We start from the raw sequence: 17,062 nt of genomic DNA, 5'->3' as shown, positions 1-17,062 counted from the left end.
TCGGAGTGGTCTGTGCAACCTTAATATAAATTTTATTTGGAGGTGAATCCCTCAACCTGAGGGAAATCATTGGACGGAATAATAGCCTTGAATTTATTTTTAGTAGCCGTATTTATAGGTCTGACAGCCTTTTTCGTTGGAGCCGAATTTGCAATTCTTAAAGTACGGATGTCCCGAATCGATCAATTGATCTCGGAAGGGAACAAAAAGGCAGTACTGGCCAAAAAAGTGGCGCACAACCTGGATTATTATCTGTCGGCATGTCAATTGGGGATCACCATCACGGCGCTGGTATTGGGAGCCTTGGGTGAACCTACTGTTGAGAAAATGCTGCATCCGCTCTTTGAGCGAATGGAAGTACCAGCGGCATTGTCTACCGTGCTTTCCTATGGTATTGCTCTGGCGATCATTACGTTCCTGCACGTGGTTATTGGTGAATTGGCACCGAAAACCCTGGCGATTCAGTTTGCAGAGAGAATGACGCTGTTGCTGGCACCACCACTGTATTGGTTCGGTAAAATCATGAATCCATTCATCTACGCGCTAAATGGAGCTGCTCGTCTGTTGCTTGGCATATTTGGTGTAAAACCTGCCGGGCATGATACCGTTCACTCCGAAGAAGAGCTGAAGCTGATTATGGCACAGAGCTACGAGAGTGGCGAGATCAACCAGACGGAGCTGGACTATCTCAAAAACATTTTTGCTTTTGATGAGCGTCTGCTTCAGGAGATTATGATTCCACGAGATAAAATTGTTACTCTGAATAAGGAAATGCCGATTGATCAGATCATTGAGACGCTAAATCGACATGAATACACGCGATACCCTGTTATTGCAAATGGGGATCAGGCTCATTTTGTTGGCTTTATTAATACAAAAGAAATGCTGACGAGTGTGGCTGCGGGTAGAGATTTCAATATGGAGACATTTGTTCACAATACGCCGAGTTTCTCCGAGCGTTCTCCAATCAAGGATGTACTGATCCAGATGCAACAAAGCCGTGTACACATTGCAACCGTGAAAAACGAGGCAGGTGCTACGGTAGGTATGGTTACGATGGAGGATATCCTTGAAGAGATTGTCGGAGATATCAAGGATGAATACGAGCATAAAGATTTGGTGAATCCACCAAAAAGAATGAAACTGGTTTAAGAAGCAGTAATACAAAAGTAATACAGGAATAAGAAGCAACCTAATCAATCGTTATAACGCTAAGCAGGTTCCCGGAGTGATCGGGGCCTGCTTTTTGTATTAAATCTTAAATTTAAAATAAAAGCTTGCATAATGTGGTCCAATGGATTAATATAAATTTAAAGAATCTTAACTTAAAGATAAATAACAGGAACCAATAAATAAAAGAAGCAAAATAAGTCGAACTAATAACTTACACGTAACGAAGAGGACAGAAAAAACCTGAAAAAGCGAAGCGTTTGCCTTTATCCCCGGATTTTCCCTTAGGAAAAGAAATCAAAAAAATCTGGGGATAACAGCGATTGGAAGGTTATTCTGTCATCGTAGTGTCTGTGTAAATAAACCAAGGGAGTGGAGATTATGTTCAGAACTTCAGGAATTCATCATATTACAGCTTTTGTTGACGATGCGCAGAAAAACGTTGATTTTTATGCAGGTGTGTTGGCGCTCAGACTGGTGAAAAAAACAATTAACTTTGATGCACCGGACGTGTATCACTTGTATTACGGGAATGAGCAGGGTGCACCGGGCACAATCATTACCTTTTTCCCACAGCAGAATTCAAGAAGAGGTGTCATTGGGTCAGGTCAGACTGGAGTTACCGTATATGCGGTTCCTGTAGGAAGCCTGCCTTTCTGGAAAGAACGTCTTACTTCCTTCGATATTCCATATGAAAATAAAACCAGATTTGGTGAGCAGTACATTCGTTTCTTCGACAAAGGCGGTCTGTTGCTTGAACTGGTTGAGCGTGAAGGCGGTCAGCCAAGCAACTGGAGTTTCAACGGTGTGACACCGGAGCATGCCATCAAAGGATTTGGCGGAGCCGTATTGTTCAGCCACGTTCCTGAGAAAACCATGGACGTCTTGGTGAGCAAACTGGGTCTGGAGCAAGTCGGTGAAGAGAACGGACTTCTTCGTCTTCAGGCAAGCGGCGATATTGGTCAGATCATCGATATTCAGTCCACAGGTATCCAACGCGGGATTGGTGGAGCCGGAACGGTTCACCATATTGCATGGCGTGCCAAAGATTACGTGGAACATGAACAAATTCAGCAGGATCTTGAACAATCCGGATATCATCCAACGCCAGTCATTGACCGTCAATACTTCAACGCTGTGTATTTCCGGGAGCCGGGTGGTATACTGTTCGAACTGGCTACGGATCCTCCGGGATTTGCACGGGATGAACCAGCAGAGAGCATGGGTGAGAAACTGATGTTGCCTGAATGGTATGAACCACAGCGTGAGCAGATTGAACAATTGTTGCCACGAATTGAAGTACGTGAATGGAAAGGAGAGTCCAAATCATGACCACAACCAATACAATGAAACATATCTATAAAGCAGGTGCTCAGCCGGATGCGCCAACAATCCTGTTGCTTCATGGCACAGGCGGAACCGAGAATGATCTGATCGGTCTGGCGGAGATGATCGCACCAGGAGCTGGCATACTTGGGGTGCGGGGTAATGTATCGGAGAACGGGATGCCCCGTTTCTTCCGCCGCCTGGCCGAAGGCATTTTTGATGAAGAAGATCTGATTGCTCGTACGGCAGAGCTGGGATCTTTTGTCGATGCAGCTGCGGTGGAATATGGTTTTGATCGGTCCAACGTGTATGCACTGGGTTACTCTAACGGTGCCAACATTGCGGCAAGCTTGATCTTCCATCAAGCAGATGTATTCAAAGGTGCAATTCTGCATCACCCGATGGTACCGTTGCGCGGACTCGAACTGCCGGATCTGAAAGGTCTGCCTGTGTTCATTGGTGCGGGCGAGAACGATCCGATTGTACCAAGACGTGAAACCGAGGAACTTGCTTCGCTGCTCAGCGGTGCAGGTGCCGATGTAAACACGCATTGGGAGCGTCAGGGTCATCAGTTGACTCGTACTGAGGCAGAAGTTGCGGCAGCTTGGTTTAAGACTCAGGCGTAAATTGGGTGGATAGACATCCTCTATTCAAATGATAAATTATTTTAATGTCTCTATAAGAAAAAAACGTTACTCATTTGAGTAACGTTTTTTTCTAGATTTGAAATTTTATTTCTAATTTAGATTACCAGTAACAAAAATAGAACTTTCAGAACCGGTTATGTTGAGAGTTTCAGCTTCGACAGTCAGCTTTTTAGCTGCTCCAATGTCGAATGAAGCAGTTTGAATTTTATCAGATGTACCAATAATAATCTCTTTAAGCAACACATCTCCATCTAAAATTCTAACACTAATATCTGTCTTTACATCAATTGGGAATACAGAAACTTCAAGTTTTTGATATTTTCCTTCGGTAGAAATATTGAAGCCTTTATCAGCACTATTAATTTCCTTTATAACAACTCCAGAGAGATAATCTTTCCCTTGTTGAACAGTGAATTGTTTATCCTTCGTAACATAGGAACTATATTCAGTTACAATTTTCTCGGATGTTATAGGTGTCCTATCTGATTTCTCACCAAGCATAAGAGTTTGGCTACTGCCGTTATAATCTACCGCTACTCCAAGTGCTTCGCCTACTGAACGAACAGGTAGGTATGTCGTGCTGTTATATGTAATTGCAGCTAATTTCTTACCATTTTGATCCACTGGGCTCCATGCTTTACCTGAAATGTTGTAATTGATTCCCCAATTCAGATTGGCCGTGATTTTCTCCAAGATTGGTGCAGCTCCGGCGCCGATAGCCATACCTCCAAGAAGTGTAAAGCTAGATAACGCAATAATAAACTTTTTCTTCACAATTTCTTCCTCCTAAAGTAAATATATGATTTCATTGTAATTATATTACTTTAGACATGGTATGACAATGATTTTAATAGTCTTAAAGTATTAGTCTTCTGAGTTATCAGTAATATAGACCTATAATCGGAATGACTGGTGTTATGTAACCGTTACTAACCGGGTAAACATTTGAATGTGTGGTAGATAACCTTGTATGCTTATTGATATAGCTATGTATCAACATCATGAACTGGAGGGGTTAATGTGGAACGTAACATCAAGGAACTGGTACAGCGGATGACACTGGAAGAAAAAGCGGGCATGTGCTCGGGACTGGACTTTTGGCATCTGAAAGGGGTGGAGCGTCTTGGCGTTCCATCCATCATGGTGACGGACGGACCTCACGGACTACGCAAGCAGGATGGGAGTGCGGATCATCTTGGACTAACGTCGAGTGTGCCTGCAACCTGTTTCCCGTCCGCGGCAGGATTGGCTAGTTCATGGGACAAGGAGCTGGCGCGTCAGGTCGGGGTGGCTTTGGGAGAGGAATGTCAGGCCGAGGATGTAGCGGTATTACTTGGACCGGGTGTAAATATTAAACGTTCCCCATTGGGTGGACGTAATTTTGAATACTTTTCCGAAGATCCGTTGTTATCTACGCAGATGGCTACCGGTCATATTCAAGGTGTGCAGAGCCAGGGTGTGGGTACGTCTCTCAAACACTTTGCAGTTAATAATCAGGAAGAACGGCGCATGTCGATTGATGCGGTGGTGGATGAACGGACGCTGCATGAAATCTATCTGGCGAGCTTCGAAGGTGCGGTGAAGGATGGACAGCCGTGGACGGTGATGTGTTCTTATAATAAGGTGAACGGTACGTATGCAGGTGAGAATGAATGGTTGCTTACGGATATTCTGAAAGACGAATGGGGTCATGAAGGTCTTGTGGTATCAGACTGGGGTGCGGTTAATGAACGTGCAGATGCCCTTGCAGCAGGACTGGAACTGGAGATGCCAACAAGTGGTGGAATCGGTGAGCGTAAAGTGATCGATGCCGTAGAAAGCGGACAACTGCCGCTGGACAAGCTGGATCGGGCGGTGGAGCGTCTGCTTACGCTGATCTTTAATGCCGTTGATCAAAAGCAAGATGGGGCTACATATAACAAGGATGAGCATCACCAACTTGCGCGTAAGGTGGCAGCCGAGAGTATGGTTTTGCTGAAAAATGAAGAAGGTATCCTGCCGCTTGGGCGTGAAGGCGATGTGGCGATAATCGGGGCATTTGCGCGTAAACCTCGCTTCCAGGGCGGGGGAAGTTCCCACATTAATCCGACCAAAGTGGATGATATTGTGGAAGAGATGACACAGGTGGCTGGCGAAAGTGTAACCTTCTCGTATGCCCCAGGTTATCGGATTGAAGCGGATGATGTGGATGAGACATTGATGCATGAGGCTGTTCAGGCAGCACAGTCAGCGGATACCGCTGTTGTGTTTGTTGGATTGCCGGATCGTTATGAATCCGAAGGGTATGATCGTGCCCATTTGCGTCTGCCTGACAATCATATTCGTCTGATTGAAGAGATTGCAAAAGTACAATCACGTGTGGTTGTGGTGCTGAGCAACGGATCTCCAGTGGAGATGCCTTGGTTGCCGCAGGTGCAAGCGGTGCTTGAAGCTTATCTTGGTGGACAGGCCGTTGGTGGAGCGATAGCTGATCTGTTGTATGGGGAGGTGAATCCGTCCGGTAAACTGGCAGAGACATTCCCTGCCAAACTCAGCCATAATCCGTCTTATCTGAATTTCCCGGGCGAAGGGGATCGAGTTGATTACCGGGAAGGTATTTTTGTTGGTTACCGCTATTATGATAAAAAAGAGCTGGAGCCACTGTTTCCGTTCGGTTATGGACTAAGTTATACGACATTTGAATATGCTGACCTGAAGGTAGATCGCACAGAATTGACCGATCAGGATGAGGTGAATGTGCAAGTAAGGGTCACCAATACCGGTGACAGAGCGGGCAAGGAGATTGTACAGTTGTATGTCAGCGATGTAGAGAGCACAGTTATTCGTCCTGTAAGAGAATTGAAAGGATTTGCGAAGGTGGCCCTTGAACCTGGAGAGTCCAAAGTGGTGAGCTTCACACTAAACAAACGTTCATTCGCCTATTACAACGTAGATATGAAGGACTGGCATGTGGAGACCGGAGAGTTCGAGATTCAGGTAGGCAGTTCCTCACGGGACATTCATGTGCACACACGTGTGAATGTAGAGTCTACAGCGACATTCCTTCCAACCTATACGCGTAATAGTACATTGGGTGATATCCAGCGTGATCCGGCCCATAAACAGCTACTGGACCAGGCTTTGCAACAATTCCAGGAAGCCAGTGGGTTCGGCGGTGATGATGCCGGGGATCATGCAGATATGATGGATGCGATGATGAAATATATGCCGCTACGAGCACTGGTTGCGTTTAGCGGTGGGGCCATGACGGAAGAAGCGATGAATGAACTTCTGGAGCAGCTGAACAACAAGAATCATGGTATTCGGGGATAAGGGGCTGTGCTCTTAAACCGAGTATTCGTCCATCCTTGGATTAAGTAATTATGCAATATGTGCAGGAACTGCGCACGAAGCAACAAGAAGGTGTATGTGAGGTCCAGCGACACAGTGGCTGGGACAGTTACCCGATCCGATCATGGATCGGGTTTTCTTTTTGCATAAGGAAAAAGGAGGGGGGAAAGGAACGGTGTATGGAGGATGATCCTTGCAACGTGACAGAGGTGACAGGAATGCTGTAACTTGCTGAAGCAACATGGTTGTCGTAAAGCATGGATTATTCTATAATGAAGTAATTGATAATCATTTTCAATTAGATTCGGTGATAGATGATTATGCACGTAATCAGGAGGGGAATATGAATCCTAACCCTAGCTCACATACGTTTGGTTCAAGTGCGTTTGTTCGGACCCGTGATGGTCGCAAACTACATTATATGTCCAGGGGAACAGGAGAGCTGACGGTTGTATTTGAGTCCGGTATGGGCGTCTCCAGATCAAACTGGGGACTGGTTGCACCAGCCATTGCTGAGCATGCACGTGCAGTTGTGTATGACAGGGCAGGGGCGGGACGAAGTGATGTCGACTCGGCTCCCCGCAGCCTTGAACGCATTGCAGGGGATCTTGGAGAACTGCTGACAGCTCTGGGCCCAGGCCCATTCATTCTGGTTGGACATAGCTGGGGGGGTCCGATTGTACGGGCTGCGGCAGCTGCACATCTATCTCGATTACGTGGCATTATTCTGGTAGATCCATCAGACGAGCATTGCGAAATGTATTTTTCCAAGCTTACTAAAAAGAGCTTTGCCATCAATGGTTTCATTATTCCAATCATGGCGCGGACTGGCTTATATAAGATGTTTGGCAGCAAAGCTGGAAGTGTTCAGCCTGACGATGTGGCAGCGGATCACCTCAAGGAGGATTTCACTGTACGGGCAGCCAGCACGATGCTTGCAGAAGGCAAAACATTTCTGGATGACATGGCAGCGCTGCTGGAACATCCTCCGGCTCTGGGTGATCTGGAAGTTAGCGTGATCTCGGGTACGAAACCGGGCAAGGGAGAGGGGAAAATAAGACCTGCCCTCATTACGGCGCATCGTCAGACGGTGAGCCAGCTGTCCAATGCGAGATGGATTGGGGCCGATCAATCGGGACATATGGTTATGTATACAGACCCTCAGGTCATTAGTGATGAAATTGTACGAATGATAAATGACGTGAGCTCAGGCGCAAGAACAGAGCAAAAGTGATACAATACAAAGAAAAGCAGTGCGCGACATTGCTAGACAATAAAAGCGGAGTGTGGAGACAACATGAAACCAGTTGAACAAGAACCAACGGGAACCACAAGTCCCGGTCGTGCCAGTGTTGGCATGGAAGATATCGTACGCGCACATCATGTGCTGCGTGAGGTCATTGTAAGAACGCCGTTACAGCGGGATGCTGTATTGTCGGCCAAATATAACTGTAATGTGTATCTGAAAAGGGAAGACCTTCAAGTGGTGCGTTCGTTCAAAATTCGGGGCGCCTATAATATGATTCGCAGTCTGCCACCAGCCGAGATGGAGAAGGGTATTGTCTGTGCAAGTGCGGGCAACCATGCTCAGGGTGTTGCTTTTAGTTGTAATGCCCTTGGAATTAACGGCAAAATCTTCATGCCGAGTACAACACCGAACCAGAAGGTGAAGCAGGTGCGTCGCTTTGGTGGAAACAACGTTGAAGTGGTGCTGATCGGGGATACGTATGACGATGCATACGCAGAAGCAATGCGTGCATGTGACGAACAGGGCATGACGTTTATCCATCCTTTTGATCAACCGAAGATTATTGCAGGTAATGGTACGGTAGCGATGGAAATCATGGAAAGTCTCGATGAGAATGCCGACTATGTGTTCGTGACAATTGGTGGCGGAGGGTTGGCAGCCGGCGTGGGAACCTACATGAAGACCGTGAGTCCAGAGACACGCATCATTGGAGTTGAGCCACTTGGGGCAGCTTCCATGAGTGAGGCGATGTTCCGCAAACAGGTTGTGACGTTGGATGATATTGATAAATTCGTGGATGGTGCAGCGGTGAAACGGGTTGGCGATCTCACCTTTGATATCTGCAACAGTATACTTGATGACATTGTGAAAGTGCCAGAAGGCAAAGCCTGCACAACTATTCTGGAACTCTATAATGAAAATGCGATCGTTGTCGAGCCTGCCGGTTCCTTGGCTGTTGCGGCGCTGGAGCAGTATCGTGAGCAAATCGTGGGCAAGACGGTGGTCTGTGTTATTAGTGGCGGGAACAACGATATCGACCGGATGCAGGAGATCAAGGAACGTTCCCTGATCTATGAAGGTCTGAAGTATTATTTCATGGTTAATTTCCCGCAGCGTGCAGGAGCTTTACGTGAATTCCTGGAGGAAGTTCTAGGGAAAAATGATGATATCACCCGGTTTGAATATACGAAAAAGCATGATAAGGAAAATGGCCCTGCCTTGGTGGGCATCGAGCTGATGTACAAGGAAGATTACCACCCGCTCATTGAACGCATGAACCGCAAAGGTATCGCCTATACCGAACTGAACAAAAATCTAAATCTGTTCAACATGTTAATCTGATGAAACATACCAGTATGCCGTCAGATCACCACGAAACATCTCCTCTGATCAGACCTGCACGCATAGAAGATGCTGATCAGGTTATTCCTTTGCTGTATCAGGCGATAGGAGACATTGCATACACGCTTGCGGGTGAGGCGGATCATGAGAAGGCGATGCAGATTTTGCAGGAGTTCTATGTACAGGAAAACAACCGGATTAGCTATCGTCATGTGACAGTGATGGAGCGGGATGGGCTGATTGCGGGGATTCTGGTAGCCTATGATGGCGGAGAAGCAGATCGTCTGGACCAGCCGATTCTGGATCGACCTGGACGAAGCCGGGATGAGAAGTATGCATTGGTCAAAGAGACCCGTCCGGGGGAGTATTATCTGGATACTCTCTCGGTAAGTGAAGCTTATCAGGGGCAGGGCATCGGCCGGGCACTGATGGCTGCTTTTGAGCAGCAGGGCAGAGATCTGGGTCACTCGCAGGTATCCTTGATTGTAGAACGGGACAACGGCCGTGCGCTAATGCTGTACGAACGGCAGGGATATGTCAAAGACGATGTGATTGTCATCGCAGGACATGAGTATAATCATATGGTCAAACCGATTCAATAGTGCAGGGAGCTGACCGGTTGAGTTAGTTTTGATGATAAAAGCATGAAGAAAACCGCCACAGGAGCGAATCCTGTGGCGGTTTTTGTTGTGGTTATCTGTTGGGATTTAGCCTGAATTCGAACAGGATATTAACCATGGAAGCGGATTAACTCAATAATTCGCGTAGTCGCTGACCGGCACATTCTGCTCCAGCCATTTCTCGACAGCAGTCGTTTTTTCATACTTAGATTCCTTAACCACGTCCATAAAGGCATCCAGCTTGGTGAGGAATTCACTATCGACGGATGCAAGACGCTGCAAGACGCCGTTGTAGCCTCTTTGGGCGTTCGCAACCATTTTGTTCGTGTCATAATCAAACAGCGGTGTATTGTTCAGTCCATAAAAGGTATACAGGGTATAACTGTTTAACAGATTCTGCACCTGCTTGGCCCGATTTGATTTTGGATGCAGCTCCAGGAATCTTTCCTGGCTCAGTGCTCGAAGGAGAATTTCCTGATAGCCAATGACCAGAGCACCGTCATCCGCAGGCAAGTTTTTTGTTTCCTTTGTCATGATACTGATGTAGCTAGAGATGTCCTCTTTAATTACAGAGGTATATTTCACGAATGCCGCATAATTCATTATGGGATAGAGGGAGCCTTCGAGCATGACGAGGCGGTAGCCGCTGTCACGGGCTTCTTTTAACAGTGCACGCAGATCGGAGTCCTGGGTACGCTCCATGAGTTTGGTGAAGCTATCATTCAACTTGTAAGCCTTGATCATCTTGTCCTGAACGTTAGGAACGAGCAGGCGGTCTGTCATGGTACTTAGCGCCTTCAGGCGAGCATTCTCCAATTGAAGCACCATCAGGGTGGCGTGATGCTTTGTTACTTTTTTGATATGAGATTCGAGATAAGTATCCGCGGCAGGCAAGCCGTTCTTTTTGTAGAGCATGGACTGAAATGTTTTATATATCGTTGTTGAACTGGCAGTTGTGACTTTGGTATCTGTACTGGAAGAAGCGGCAGCAACGACTCCGGATAATGGAGCGACAGCCGTTTGGAGCAGCATGAGGATGGCGGTGGCTGTAATGAAGGTGCGCATGCCTTTACGTTTGGCAGATTGGAACGATGGTGTCATAGATATGAACCTCCCGTAGTTGAGAAAATGATAGGCGTTGTTCACTAGTCACTATACCTTAACCCAATTGGGGAAGGATGTGGTTGCGGAATAGTGACAAATTCTTCTGTTATTTTTAACTTTTGGAGGGTGGAAGATAGAGGGAGATTTCTGAGAAAATATTTTTTGTACAACTGGAAACTTTTGAGCCGATCTGAACGTCTTAGTTGTGCATAGGAAAATACAGGAATTAATGAAAAGAACAGCGAATCTATTTCGATGTTAACTAAATGTGAGAATGGGGATATGGGATATGAGGAAAGCGGGAGGAAAACAAGTGAAGAAGGTAATGTCAGCGCTGGCTGTATCGGCCATGCTGATGTCCGCACTTCCAACGTCGGTTATGGATGCAGCCGCGAGAATCAGCATATACATCAATGATGCAGAGTTATCATCTGCTCAGGCACCTGTCATGAAAGGTGGACGCGTACTCGTTCCGCTTCGGTCGATTTTTGAAGGATTGGATGCGAAGGTACAATACACGAACAGAACCAAAACGATTGTTGCAACTCGCGATGATCAGGAAGTTACTTTGAAACTTGGTTCCAAAACGGCATACATCAACGGGGAAGCGATATCGCTGGATGTACCTGCAAACACGATTAAGGGCAACACGATGGTTCCAATTCGTTTTGTCAGTGAAGCTTTTGGAGAAAAAGTATTCTGGAACTCACGCAATCAGCGTGTAGATATCAAGACAACAGCAACACCTCCAGTAGATGAGACACAATATGCTGCATGGAACATCTATGGTTCGGTATCCGGAAGTAACGGAGATGGTCGTGACTTGACCGTGAGCTTCACACGTCCAACTTCAGAGAAGGCGGTATCTGCTTACCGGATTATGCTGGTAAAAACTCGCGATGTGAATAGCTTCACGGAGTCCTCAGCAACTGCCGTACCTTCTGCGAACTATACATCTGTTACACCAAATGGCAGCAACCCGAAACTGACACTTAACGCGCAGACACGTGACGTGAACGGGGATTTGCTCAATAGTAATGAAACGTATCGTCTGTACGTACTGACTGTTGGTAACAGCAGCAATAATTATAAAAATGCACTGAACTGGTCTTCCCAAGCATTGAAGCTCAATAATGTGAAATCCACAGTACAGGCGGTTGCAAGTCTGCGTGCCGCAGATATTAGTGACTATGGCGATGGCCGCGATCTGGAGATTAACTTCACGCAGCCGAGCACAACATCGAACATTACGTATTATCGTGCTTTTGTAGTCAAAGCGAAGGACTCTTCTGCGTTCAATCTGGCTGCAGCGAATAAAGTGTCCAGTGCAAACTCCACGATCATATACAAAGGAAACAGTACCGCAGTGAAAAGCCAGCTGACTTCTTCGACACGGGATACGTCTGGCGAAATGATTAAAAGTGGCACAGCGTATGTGGTCTACATCTTGTCGGTAAGCACTAATACAACAACAGACAGCAAGCTGTCCGCAGCATCATCTTCACTTACGTTGTCCGTGAACACAGCAACGTCTCCAGTAATTACGCAGGTGAAGGATAACTCGGATTATGGAGATGGTCGTGACATTCAGGTGAGTTTCAACCGTTCATCAGATGAGTCCAAGGTGGCGAATTATCGCGTCTTTGTGGTGCGTAACTCGGTTGCCAGCAGCTTTAATCTGACAACGGCGAGTAACCTGTCCTCCAGTCTGTACTATACGGTGAATAAAACAGGCAACAACATTACAACGACATTACCTTCATCCATGAAGGACACAAGTGGTTATAATGTAACGAATCTGCAAGATTATCGCATCTTTGTGATGGCGGTGGGCAATCAGCAAAATGGATACACCAATGCGCTGTCAGCTTCCTCCACAGCCCTGAGACTGACAACGACCGGTAACGCAGGAGTCATTAGCAACCTGGCTGTTGCGGATATTGGTGACAACGGTGATGGGCGTGATCTACGGGTTTCGTTCAACAAGGCCGCGGATGAGTCCAGAATCTCTGGATATCGAGTATACGTTGTTCGCTCCGGTAATGCGGGCAACTTCACACTAAGTGCAGCTAATGCGTCGAACTACTATACGCAGGTGAACAAAACGGGTGGTAACTTGTCAGTTACGCTTCCGAATGCATATGATACAAGCGGTTCCCTTATTTCCAATAACGTTTCCTATCGTGTATTCGTTATGTCAGTAAGCAATAGCGGAAACTCAAGTCAAAATGCGTTGTCTTCATATTCTTCTCAGATCACACTGACTGCGAACACGGCTGTTACCGCTCCCACCAGTGTGACTGCGAAGGACATCGCGGATAACGGAGATGGACGTGATTTGCGTGTGACATTTAATCGATCGTCGAATGAGACGAACGTGTACCATTACCGTGTATTTGTAGTCAAAACTTCCAACTTGAGTGGATTTGATTTGTCGGAAGCTAATCGGAACTCCAACTTTAAGGTGGTAAATAAAGCTGGAGGAAGCGGAGATTACACGGTGACTTTAGACGATACCAAGGCAACAGATAGTACAACTATTCGCAATGATGAGAACTATCGCATATTTGTACTTGCGGTAAGTAATACAGGTAATTCATCCAATGTGCTGTCAACGGCCTATGCAGATGTTAAATTGTCCGTAACTATTGCAGTAGGAGTAGTTACAATTACTAACGTTGAAGTTAAGAAAGAAGAGCAAGCAGCTGGTGATGTAACGGATGTGACTTTGAGATATACGGAACCAGCTTCCAAAGCAGGCATTGGACGTTATGTTGTTATGGTTGCTCCGACAGGAAGCGCATTTGGGCTCAATGTAGCGAAGAATATAGCGAAAGAAAACAATTCCACTACAATAAAATACGTGGAAACATCTGGTGGAAATGCCATACTTCCGGGTGTACTGTCTGATATCAATGGTCAAAAAATTGAAGCAGGCAAATCATACACGGTGTATATTTTATCTGAATCAAACGACAATAATCGTGAATCAAGTTTGGCTTCATCTACATTCACTATTAATGCGAAGAAACAGACAGTAACACCAGTGCAAACGGTAACTGCTTTAGAAGCAAAAGTAACTGATAATTTAATCAATGTAAGTTTCGATAAGCCAAATGAATTAGGGATTACTCGTTACGATGTGTACATTGTTAAAGAAGGAAGCGGTTCAGGAACTGCTGGGAGAGCTTTAAAAACTGTTGATACGGGTGGTACTTCTTCAGGGACAGCAATAGTGGATATTGGAAATTCCGCCAATGATTCAAATAATATGGCTTTTGGAGCGGGTAAATACAAAGTTTTGGTAGTCTCAGTGGTGAGTGAATCGACGAAATATACATCTGTCAGTGCAGAAAGAACATTTGATATTCCGCCAGCTTCTTCTGGCAATGGTCAGGGAACTGACAATAAGGGCGCGGGAACTTCAGGTGGTAATGGCACTCAAGCATCTGCTACAAACGAGCTATCCACTACGCAGGGTTCATGATTTTAAGATAGACAAATGCGGTTGAAACGCATACTGGGTAATTGAATTTTAGGAATTCGAATCCATTAACTCCCTTTCCATACGGAAAGGGAGTCTTTATCATTCCCTCGTAGATAACGTTTAACGTTATCGCGGCAACTTCCATTTTGAAAATCTTGTCGCCAAAAAGGTTCCTTAGACCATTGCTGGAACAGGACAAACGGATGGATAATAGAAGGAATAAGCTAGAAGCCTATGATCCGAAAGGAATGATGGAATGCTTGCATTTCGTTTGACGGGCCTGCCGGATTCCCGGTTGCCGCTGTACCTGTATTGTGTGGGGACACAGGAAGAGAAAGTTCTGCATAGACCGGATGGATTTCCGGTATATCAGTTGTTTTTGTCACGCGGTGGTGAAGGGCAGTTCAAGGTAACGGGAAAAGGGACATGGACGATAGGAGCAGGGCAGTTATTCATCGTGGAACCCGAAGTTGCGCATGAGTATGTGCCTCATTCCAAATCCAAAGGGGAACTGGGTTATATCGGTATTGGCGGTACATCGGCTGGATCGGTACTACAATCCACGGGTTTGCTTCAGAACGAGCCGTGCCATATCTCTGGTTTTGAAATCATCTGGTCACGGATGACCAATCTCTGGCATGGGCTGGATCGAGGAGCAACGGAGATGTGGAACACATCAGCCCTTATCTACCAGCTTATTTTAGATATAGCACAATTGAAAATTTCATCTGATGTCGGCATAGGAGGTATTGGAACATCTAGGGCACAGGATGGCACTGTAAAACACTCTAATCGGGAGCCCGATCCGAGCAAGGATGCACTCATCCGAGCAGTAGCATTGATGCATACGCACTATCAGGACGATCTGTTATTGAAGCATGTCGCTGACGCAGTGGGCTATTCGGTTCAGCATCTCAATCGATTATTTCATCATCATTATGGCGTGACAGGACATCAATATATGCAACGATTACGTTTGCAGAAGGCTTCGGACTGGATGGACAAGCATCCAGGAGCAAGTGTACGAGAGGCGGCAGAGACCATAGGGATGGAAGTGAACTATTTTATCCGGATGTTCAAGCGGGAGTTTGGAGAGACACCGGGCAAAGGAATCAAACATCGGAACCAGCTCCAAATGGAAAAAGACCTCACGAATTCGTGAGGCCCCTTAATCGCTTATATACGTGTTATACTGTTTTCTTTTGTCCAAATAAAGGTCTTACCGTTGCAAGTCCCACAACTCCGATCACGGCACTCACCCACGGAGCCAGTGCAAATACCGGAAGTTTATCACGTAGTGGATACCCTACAAACAGCACAAGGACCACGATGACGATGTAAATGATGATTCCCTTAAGGTTAACCTTAGGTACGGTGTTCTTGTCCGCTCCTTCATCGTCCGGTCGCTCAGCAAGGCGGCGAAGCATCTCCACCAATGCAATACCGCCAACTGCCGCAACGATCAGAGAGAACAGACTGATGTGTTGGAACGGCTCCGTATCTCCGCCAGTCCAACCCACGAACAATCCCACACATCCTTGAATCAACATGACAAAAGACAAAGCCGCCCAAGCGATCATGGCATACCACTTTGGTGTCCGTTTCACAGGCTCTGGATTCTCAGTTGGCTGTGGTTCTACAGCGTTGGCATTCTTTTTCGATGAAGCTGTTGAACTATTATCACGGGTTGGGCTGGATTTACCCACCTCAACGGCAGCCGACTTCTCCGGTGCTGTATTTGTAATCCCAAGCTGTGCATGGATGTCTTGTTCCAGATCAGGTCCGTATAACTCGCGAGCTGGTTTGTTATCCCGCTGAGCCTGTATGATTGCTTTTCCGGCGGAGAGTATCCACTCTTCCTGTGTTCTCTCGTCCGCTGGCGCATGACGCGCAATTGTGCTGATCTCGTCATACAATTTCACATGTTCAGGTGTCATTCGACTCATCTCAGTTATTTGCCGATTCTGTATTTCTTTAAGCTTCTTATAGGAAATCCCCAATGATTGCTCCCCCTGTCTACACACGTTCTGATCTTCCAATTGACTGAAGACCCTGACGGTATTTTAGTATACGGGAAGGGCTCTCGTTTCGCAAAGTCATTCCTTATAAAAAAGCTGCTCATGGTGGACCCATATCCATACACAGGCCAGTATAACACAGGTGCATAACAGCACCAGTTTACCGTGATGTTGAATCCATTCCAGTAGATGTTCCATGAATTCATTCCTTTCGGCAGAAGGATTCCGAGGCATATGCTGCCTATGTTTGTTCGTTTATTTTCCCCCGTTCATGTAAAAAAATACCCTCACGCCTCCCAGATCTAACGATTGTGTGAAGTATGCATAAAGAGCAGCCGATTCCATCACAATAGTAGCATTTCCAACAGAAATCCAAGATTGGAGTGTGCTTGTTATGGATAAACAAACAGAATTGACCCGGAAGCTGCTACTGAACAGCAACTCCCGTGGAGTCGTGGACGAGGTTGTATCCTTTGAGGAAAATCTGGAGGATACGGAGTATGCAGAAGAACTGACAGATGGAAATTTGAAGGGAAGAAGTTTCTGGGACAATACTGATTCGGGTCATGAGCATGAGTGGAATGGACGGGTGGAGACCCACGAGATGTTCCGTAGAAGCTACGAATAACGAACCTGCAACACTTGGTTTGAATTCCAAATGATATCCGGGCCAGCTGTCATCAGCGTGGCTCATTTTTTTGCGCTTATTATCCGATAAAATGTAGATTGGTAGTCGACGTAGAAAGGGTTCTTACTTACGTTGACTTGAA

The 17,062-nt window shown here is 46.2% G+C and carries 13 protein-coding genes; 10 read left to right on the top strand and 3 right to left on the bottom strand.

Translation table 11 applies throughout. The annotated features are described in order from the left end of the window. Nucleotides 1–69: 69 nt before the first annotated feature. The 3 genes from AC1DE7_RS24220 to AC1DE7_RS24210 all read left to right on the top strand — a co-directional run bounded on the left by AC1DE7_RS24220 (nucleotide 70) and on the right by AC1DE7_RS24210 (nucleotide 3,122). Nucleotides 70–1,152 (top strand): hemolysin family protein, encoded by a 1,083-nt coding sequence (locus tag AC1DE7_RS24220; protein WP_036606063.1) that lies wholly within the window; start codon nucleotides 70–72, stop codon nucleotides 1,150–1,152. 399 nt (nucleotides 1,153–1,551) lie between these two features. Then, nucleotides 1,552–2,502, top strand: a complete 951-nt coding sequence (locus AC1DE7_RS24215) for a ring-cleaving dioxygenase (RefSeq protein WP_445253600.1) — start codon at nucleotides 1,552–1,554, stop codon at nucleotides 2,500–2,502. 14 nt (nucleotides 2,503–2,516) lie between these two features. After that, entirely contained in the window at nucleotides 2,517–3,122 is a 606-nt protein-coding gene (locus AC1DE7_RS24210) for an alpha/beta hydrolase (RefSeq protein WP_315371338.1), read from the top strand. A 111-nt stretch (nucleotides 3,123–3,233) separates the two neighbouring features. Here AC1DE7_RS24210 and AC1DE7_RS24205 read toward each other — a convergent pair whose 3' ends face one another. Further along, a complete protein-coding gene (locus AC1DE7_RS24205; RefSeq protein WP_315371330.1) occupies nucleotides 3,234–3,917 on the bottom strand; it encodes a stalk domain-containing protein in 684 nt (227 codons plus the stop codon). A gap of 246 nt (nucleotides 3,918–4,163) precedes the next feature. Here AC1DE7_RS24205 and AC1DE7_RS24200 point away from each other — a divergent pair, with 246 nt between their 5' ends. The 4 genes from AC1DE7_RS24200 (at nucleotide 4,164) to AC1DE7_RS24185 (ending at nucleotide 9,665) form a co-directional block, all read left to right on the top strand. Next, nucleotides 4,164–6,455 (top strand): beta-glucosidase, encoded by a 2,292-nt coding sequence (locus tag AC1DE7_RS24200; RefSeq protein WP_477535335.1) that lies wholly within the window; start codon nucleotides 4,164–4,166, stop codon nucleotides 6,453–6,455. Between the two features lie 361 nt (nucleotides 6,456–6,816). Continuing rightward, complete coding sequence (locus AC1DE7_RS24195) at nucleotides 6,817–7,707, top strand: alpha/beta fold hydrolase (protein WP_477535334.1); 891 nt, start codon at nucleotides 6,817–6,819, stop codon at nucleotides 7,705–7,707. A 63-nt stretch (nucleotides 7,708–7,770) separates the two neighbouring features. Continuing rightward, on the top strand, nucleotides 7,771–9,063 hold the full coding sequence (gene ilvA / locus AC1DE7_RS24190; protein ID WP_477535333.1) for a threonine ammonia-lyase IlvA: 1,293 nt from the start codon (nucleotides 7,771–7,773) through the stop codon (nucleotides 9,061–9,063). Next, nucleotides 9,063–9,665 (top strand): GNAT family N-acetyltransferase, encoded by a 603-nt coding sequence (locus AC1DE7_RS24185; RefSeq protein ID WP_340983482.1) that lies wholly within the window; start codon nucleotides 9,063–9,065, stop codon nucleotides 9,663–9,665. The genes ilvA and AC1DE7_RS24185 overlap by 1 nt, the downstream gene beginning before the upstream one ends. Before the next feature lie 150 nt (nucleotides 9,666–9,815). Here the strand turns inward: AC1DE7_RS24185 and AC1DE7_RS24180 are convergent, their stop codons facing one another. Further along, the gene (locus AC1DE7_RS24180) at nucleotides 9,816–10,784 is read right to left on the bottom strand and encodes a hypothetical protein (protein WP_340983481.1); all 969 of its coding nucleotides are present in this window, start codon (nucleotides 10,782–10,784) and stop codon (nucleotides 9,816–9,818) included. A 316-nt stretch (nucleotides 10,785–11,100) separates the two neighbouring features. Between AC1DE7_RS24180 and AC1DE7_RS24175 the strand changes: the two genes are divergently transcribed. Further along, entirely contained in the window at nucleotides 11,101–14,274 is a 3,174-nt protein-coding gene (locus tag AC1DE7_RS24175; protein ID WP_340983480.1) for a copper amine oxidase N-terminal domain-containing protein, read from the top strand. A 256-nt stretch (nucleotides 14,275–14,530) separates the two neighbouring features. Next, nucleotides 14,531–15,436 carry an AraC family transcriptional regulator gene (locus tag AC1DE7_RS24170; RefSeq protein ID WP_282319437.1) on the top strand — a complete coding sequence of 302 codons (906 nt, stop codon included), beginning with the start codon at nucleotides 14,531–14,533 and terminating at the stop codon, nucleotides 15,434–15,436. A 25-nt stretch (nucleotides 15,437–15,461) separates the two neighbouring features. Here AC1DE7_RS24170 and AC1DE7_RS24165 read toward each other — a convergent pair whose 3' ends face one another. Continuing rightward, nucleotides 15,462–16,274 (bottom strand): DUF1129 family protein, encoded by an 813-nt coding sequence (locus AC1DE7_RS24165; protein WP_340983479.1) that lies wholly within the window; start codon nucleotides 16,272–16,274, stop codon nucleotides 15,462–15,464. A gap of 412 nt (nucleotides 16,275–16,686) precedes the next feature. Between AC1DE7_RS24165 and AC1DE7_RS24160 the strand changes: the two genes are divergently transcribed. Beyond that, entirely contained in the window at nucleotides 16,687–16,920 is a 234-nt protein-coding gene (locus AC1DE7_RS24160; protein WP_036606058.1) for a hypothetical protein, read from the top strand. The last annotated feature ends 142 nt before the right edge of the window (nucleotides 16,921–17,062 follow it).

It is taken from the genome of Paenibacillus sp. 10L310, from assembly GCF_056395745.1.
The sequence above is the reverse complement of the archived record's forward strand: the minus strand, read 5'-3'. Positions and strand labels throughout refer to the sequence as shown.

Bases quoted from the DNA above. Each gene is read 5' to 3' on its own strand.
- AC1DE7_RS24215 (WP_445253600.1), top strand. From the start codon at position 1,552: ATGTTCAGAACTTCAGGAATTCATCATATTACAGCTTTTGTTGACGAT.
- AC1DE7_RS24210 (WP_315371338.1), top strand. From the start codon at position 2,517: ATGAAACATATCTATAAAGCAGGTGCTCAGCCGGATGCGCCAACAATC.
- AC1DE7_RS24195 (WP_477535334.1), top strand. From the start codon at position 6,817: ATGAATCCTAACCCTAGCTCACATACGTTTGGTTCAAGTGCGTTTGTT.
- ilvA (WP_477535333.1), top strand. From the start codon at position 7,771: ATGAAACCAGTTGAACAAGAACCAACGGGAACCACAAGTCCCGGTCGT.
- AC1DE7_RS24185 (WP_340983482.1), top strand. From the start codon at position 9,063: ATGAAACATACCAGTATGCCGTCAGATCACCACGAAACATCTCCTCTG.
- AC1DE7_RS24180 (WP_340983481.1), bottom strand. From the start codon at position 10,784: ATGACACCATCGTTCCAATCTGCCAAACGTAAAGGCATGCGCACCTTC.
- AC1DE7_RS24170 (WP_282319437.1), top strand. From the start codon at position 14,531: ATGCTTGCATTTCGTTTGACGGGCCTGCCGGATTCCCGGTTGCCGCTG.
- AC1DE7_RS24160 (WP_036606058.1), top strand. From the start codon at position 16,687: ATGGATAAACAAACAGAATTGACCCGGAAGCTGCTACTGAACAGCAAC.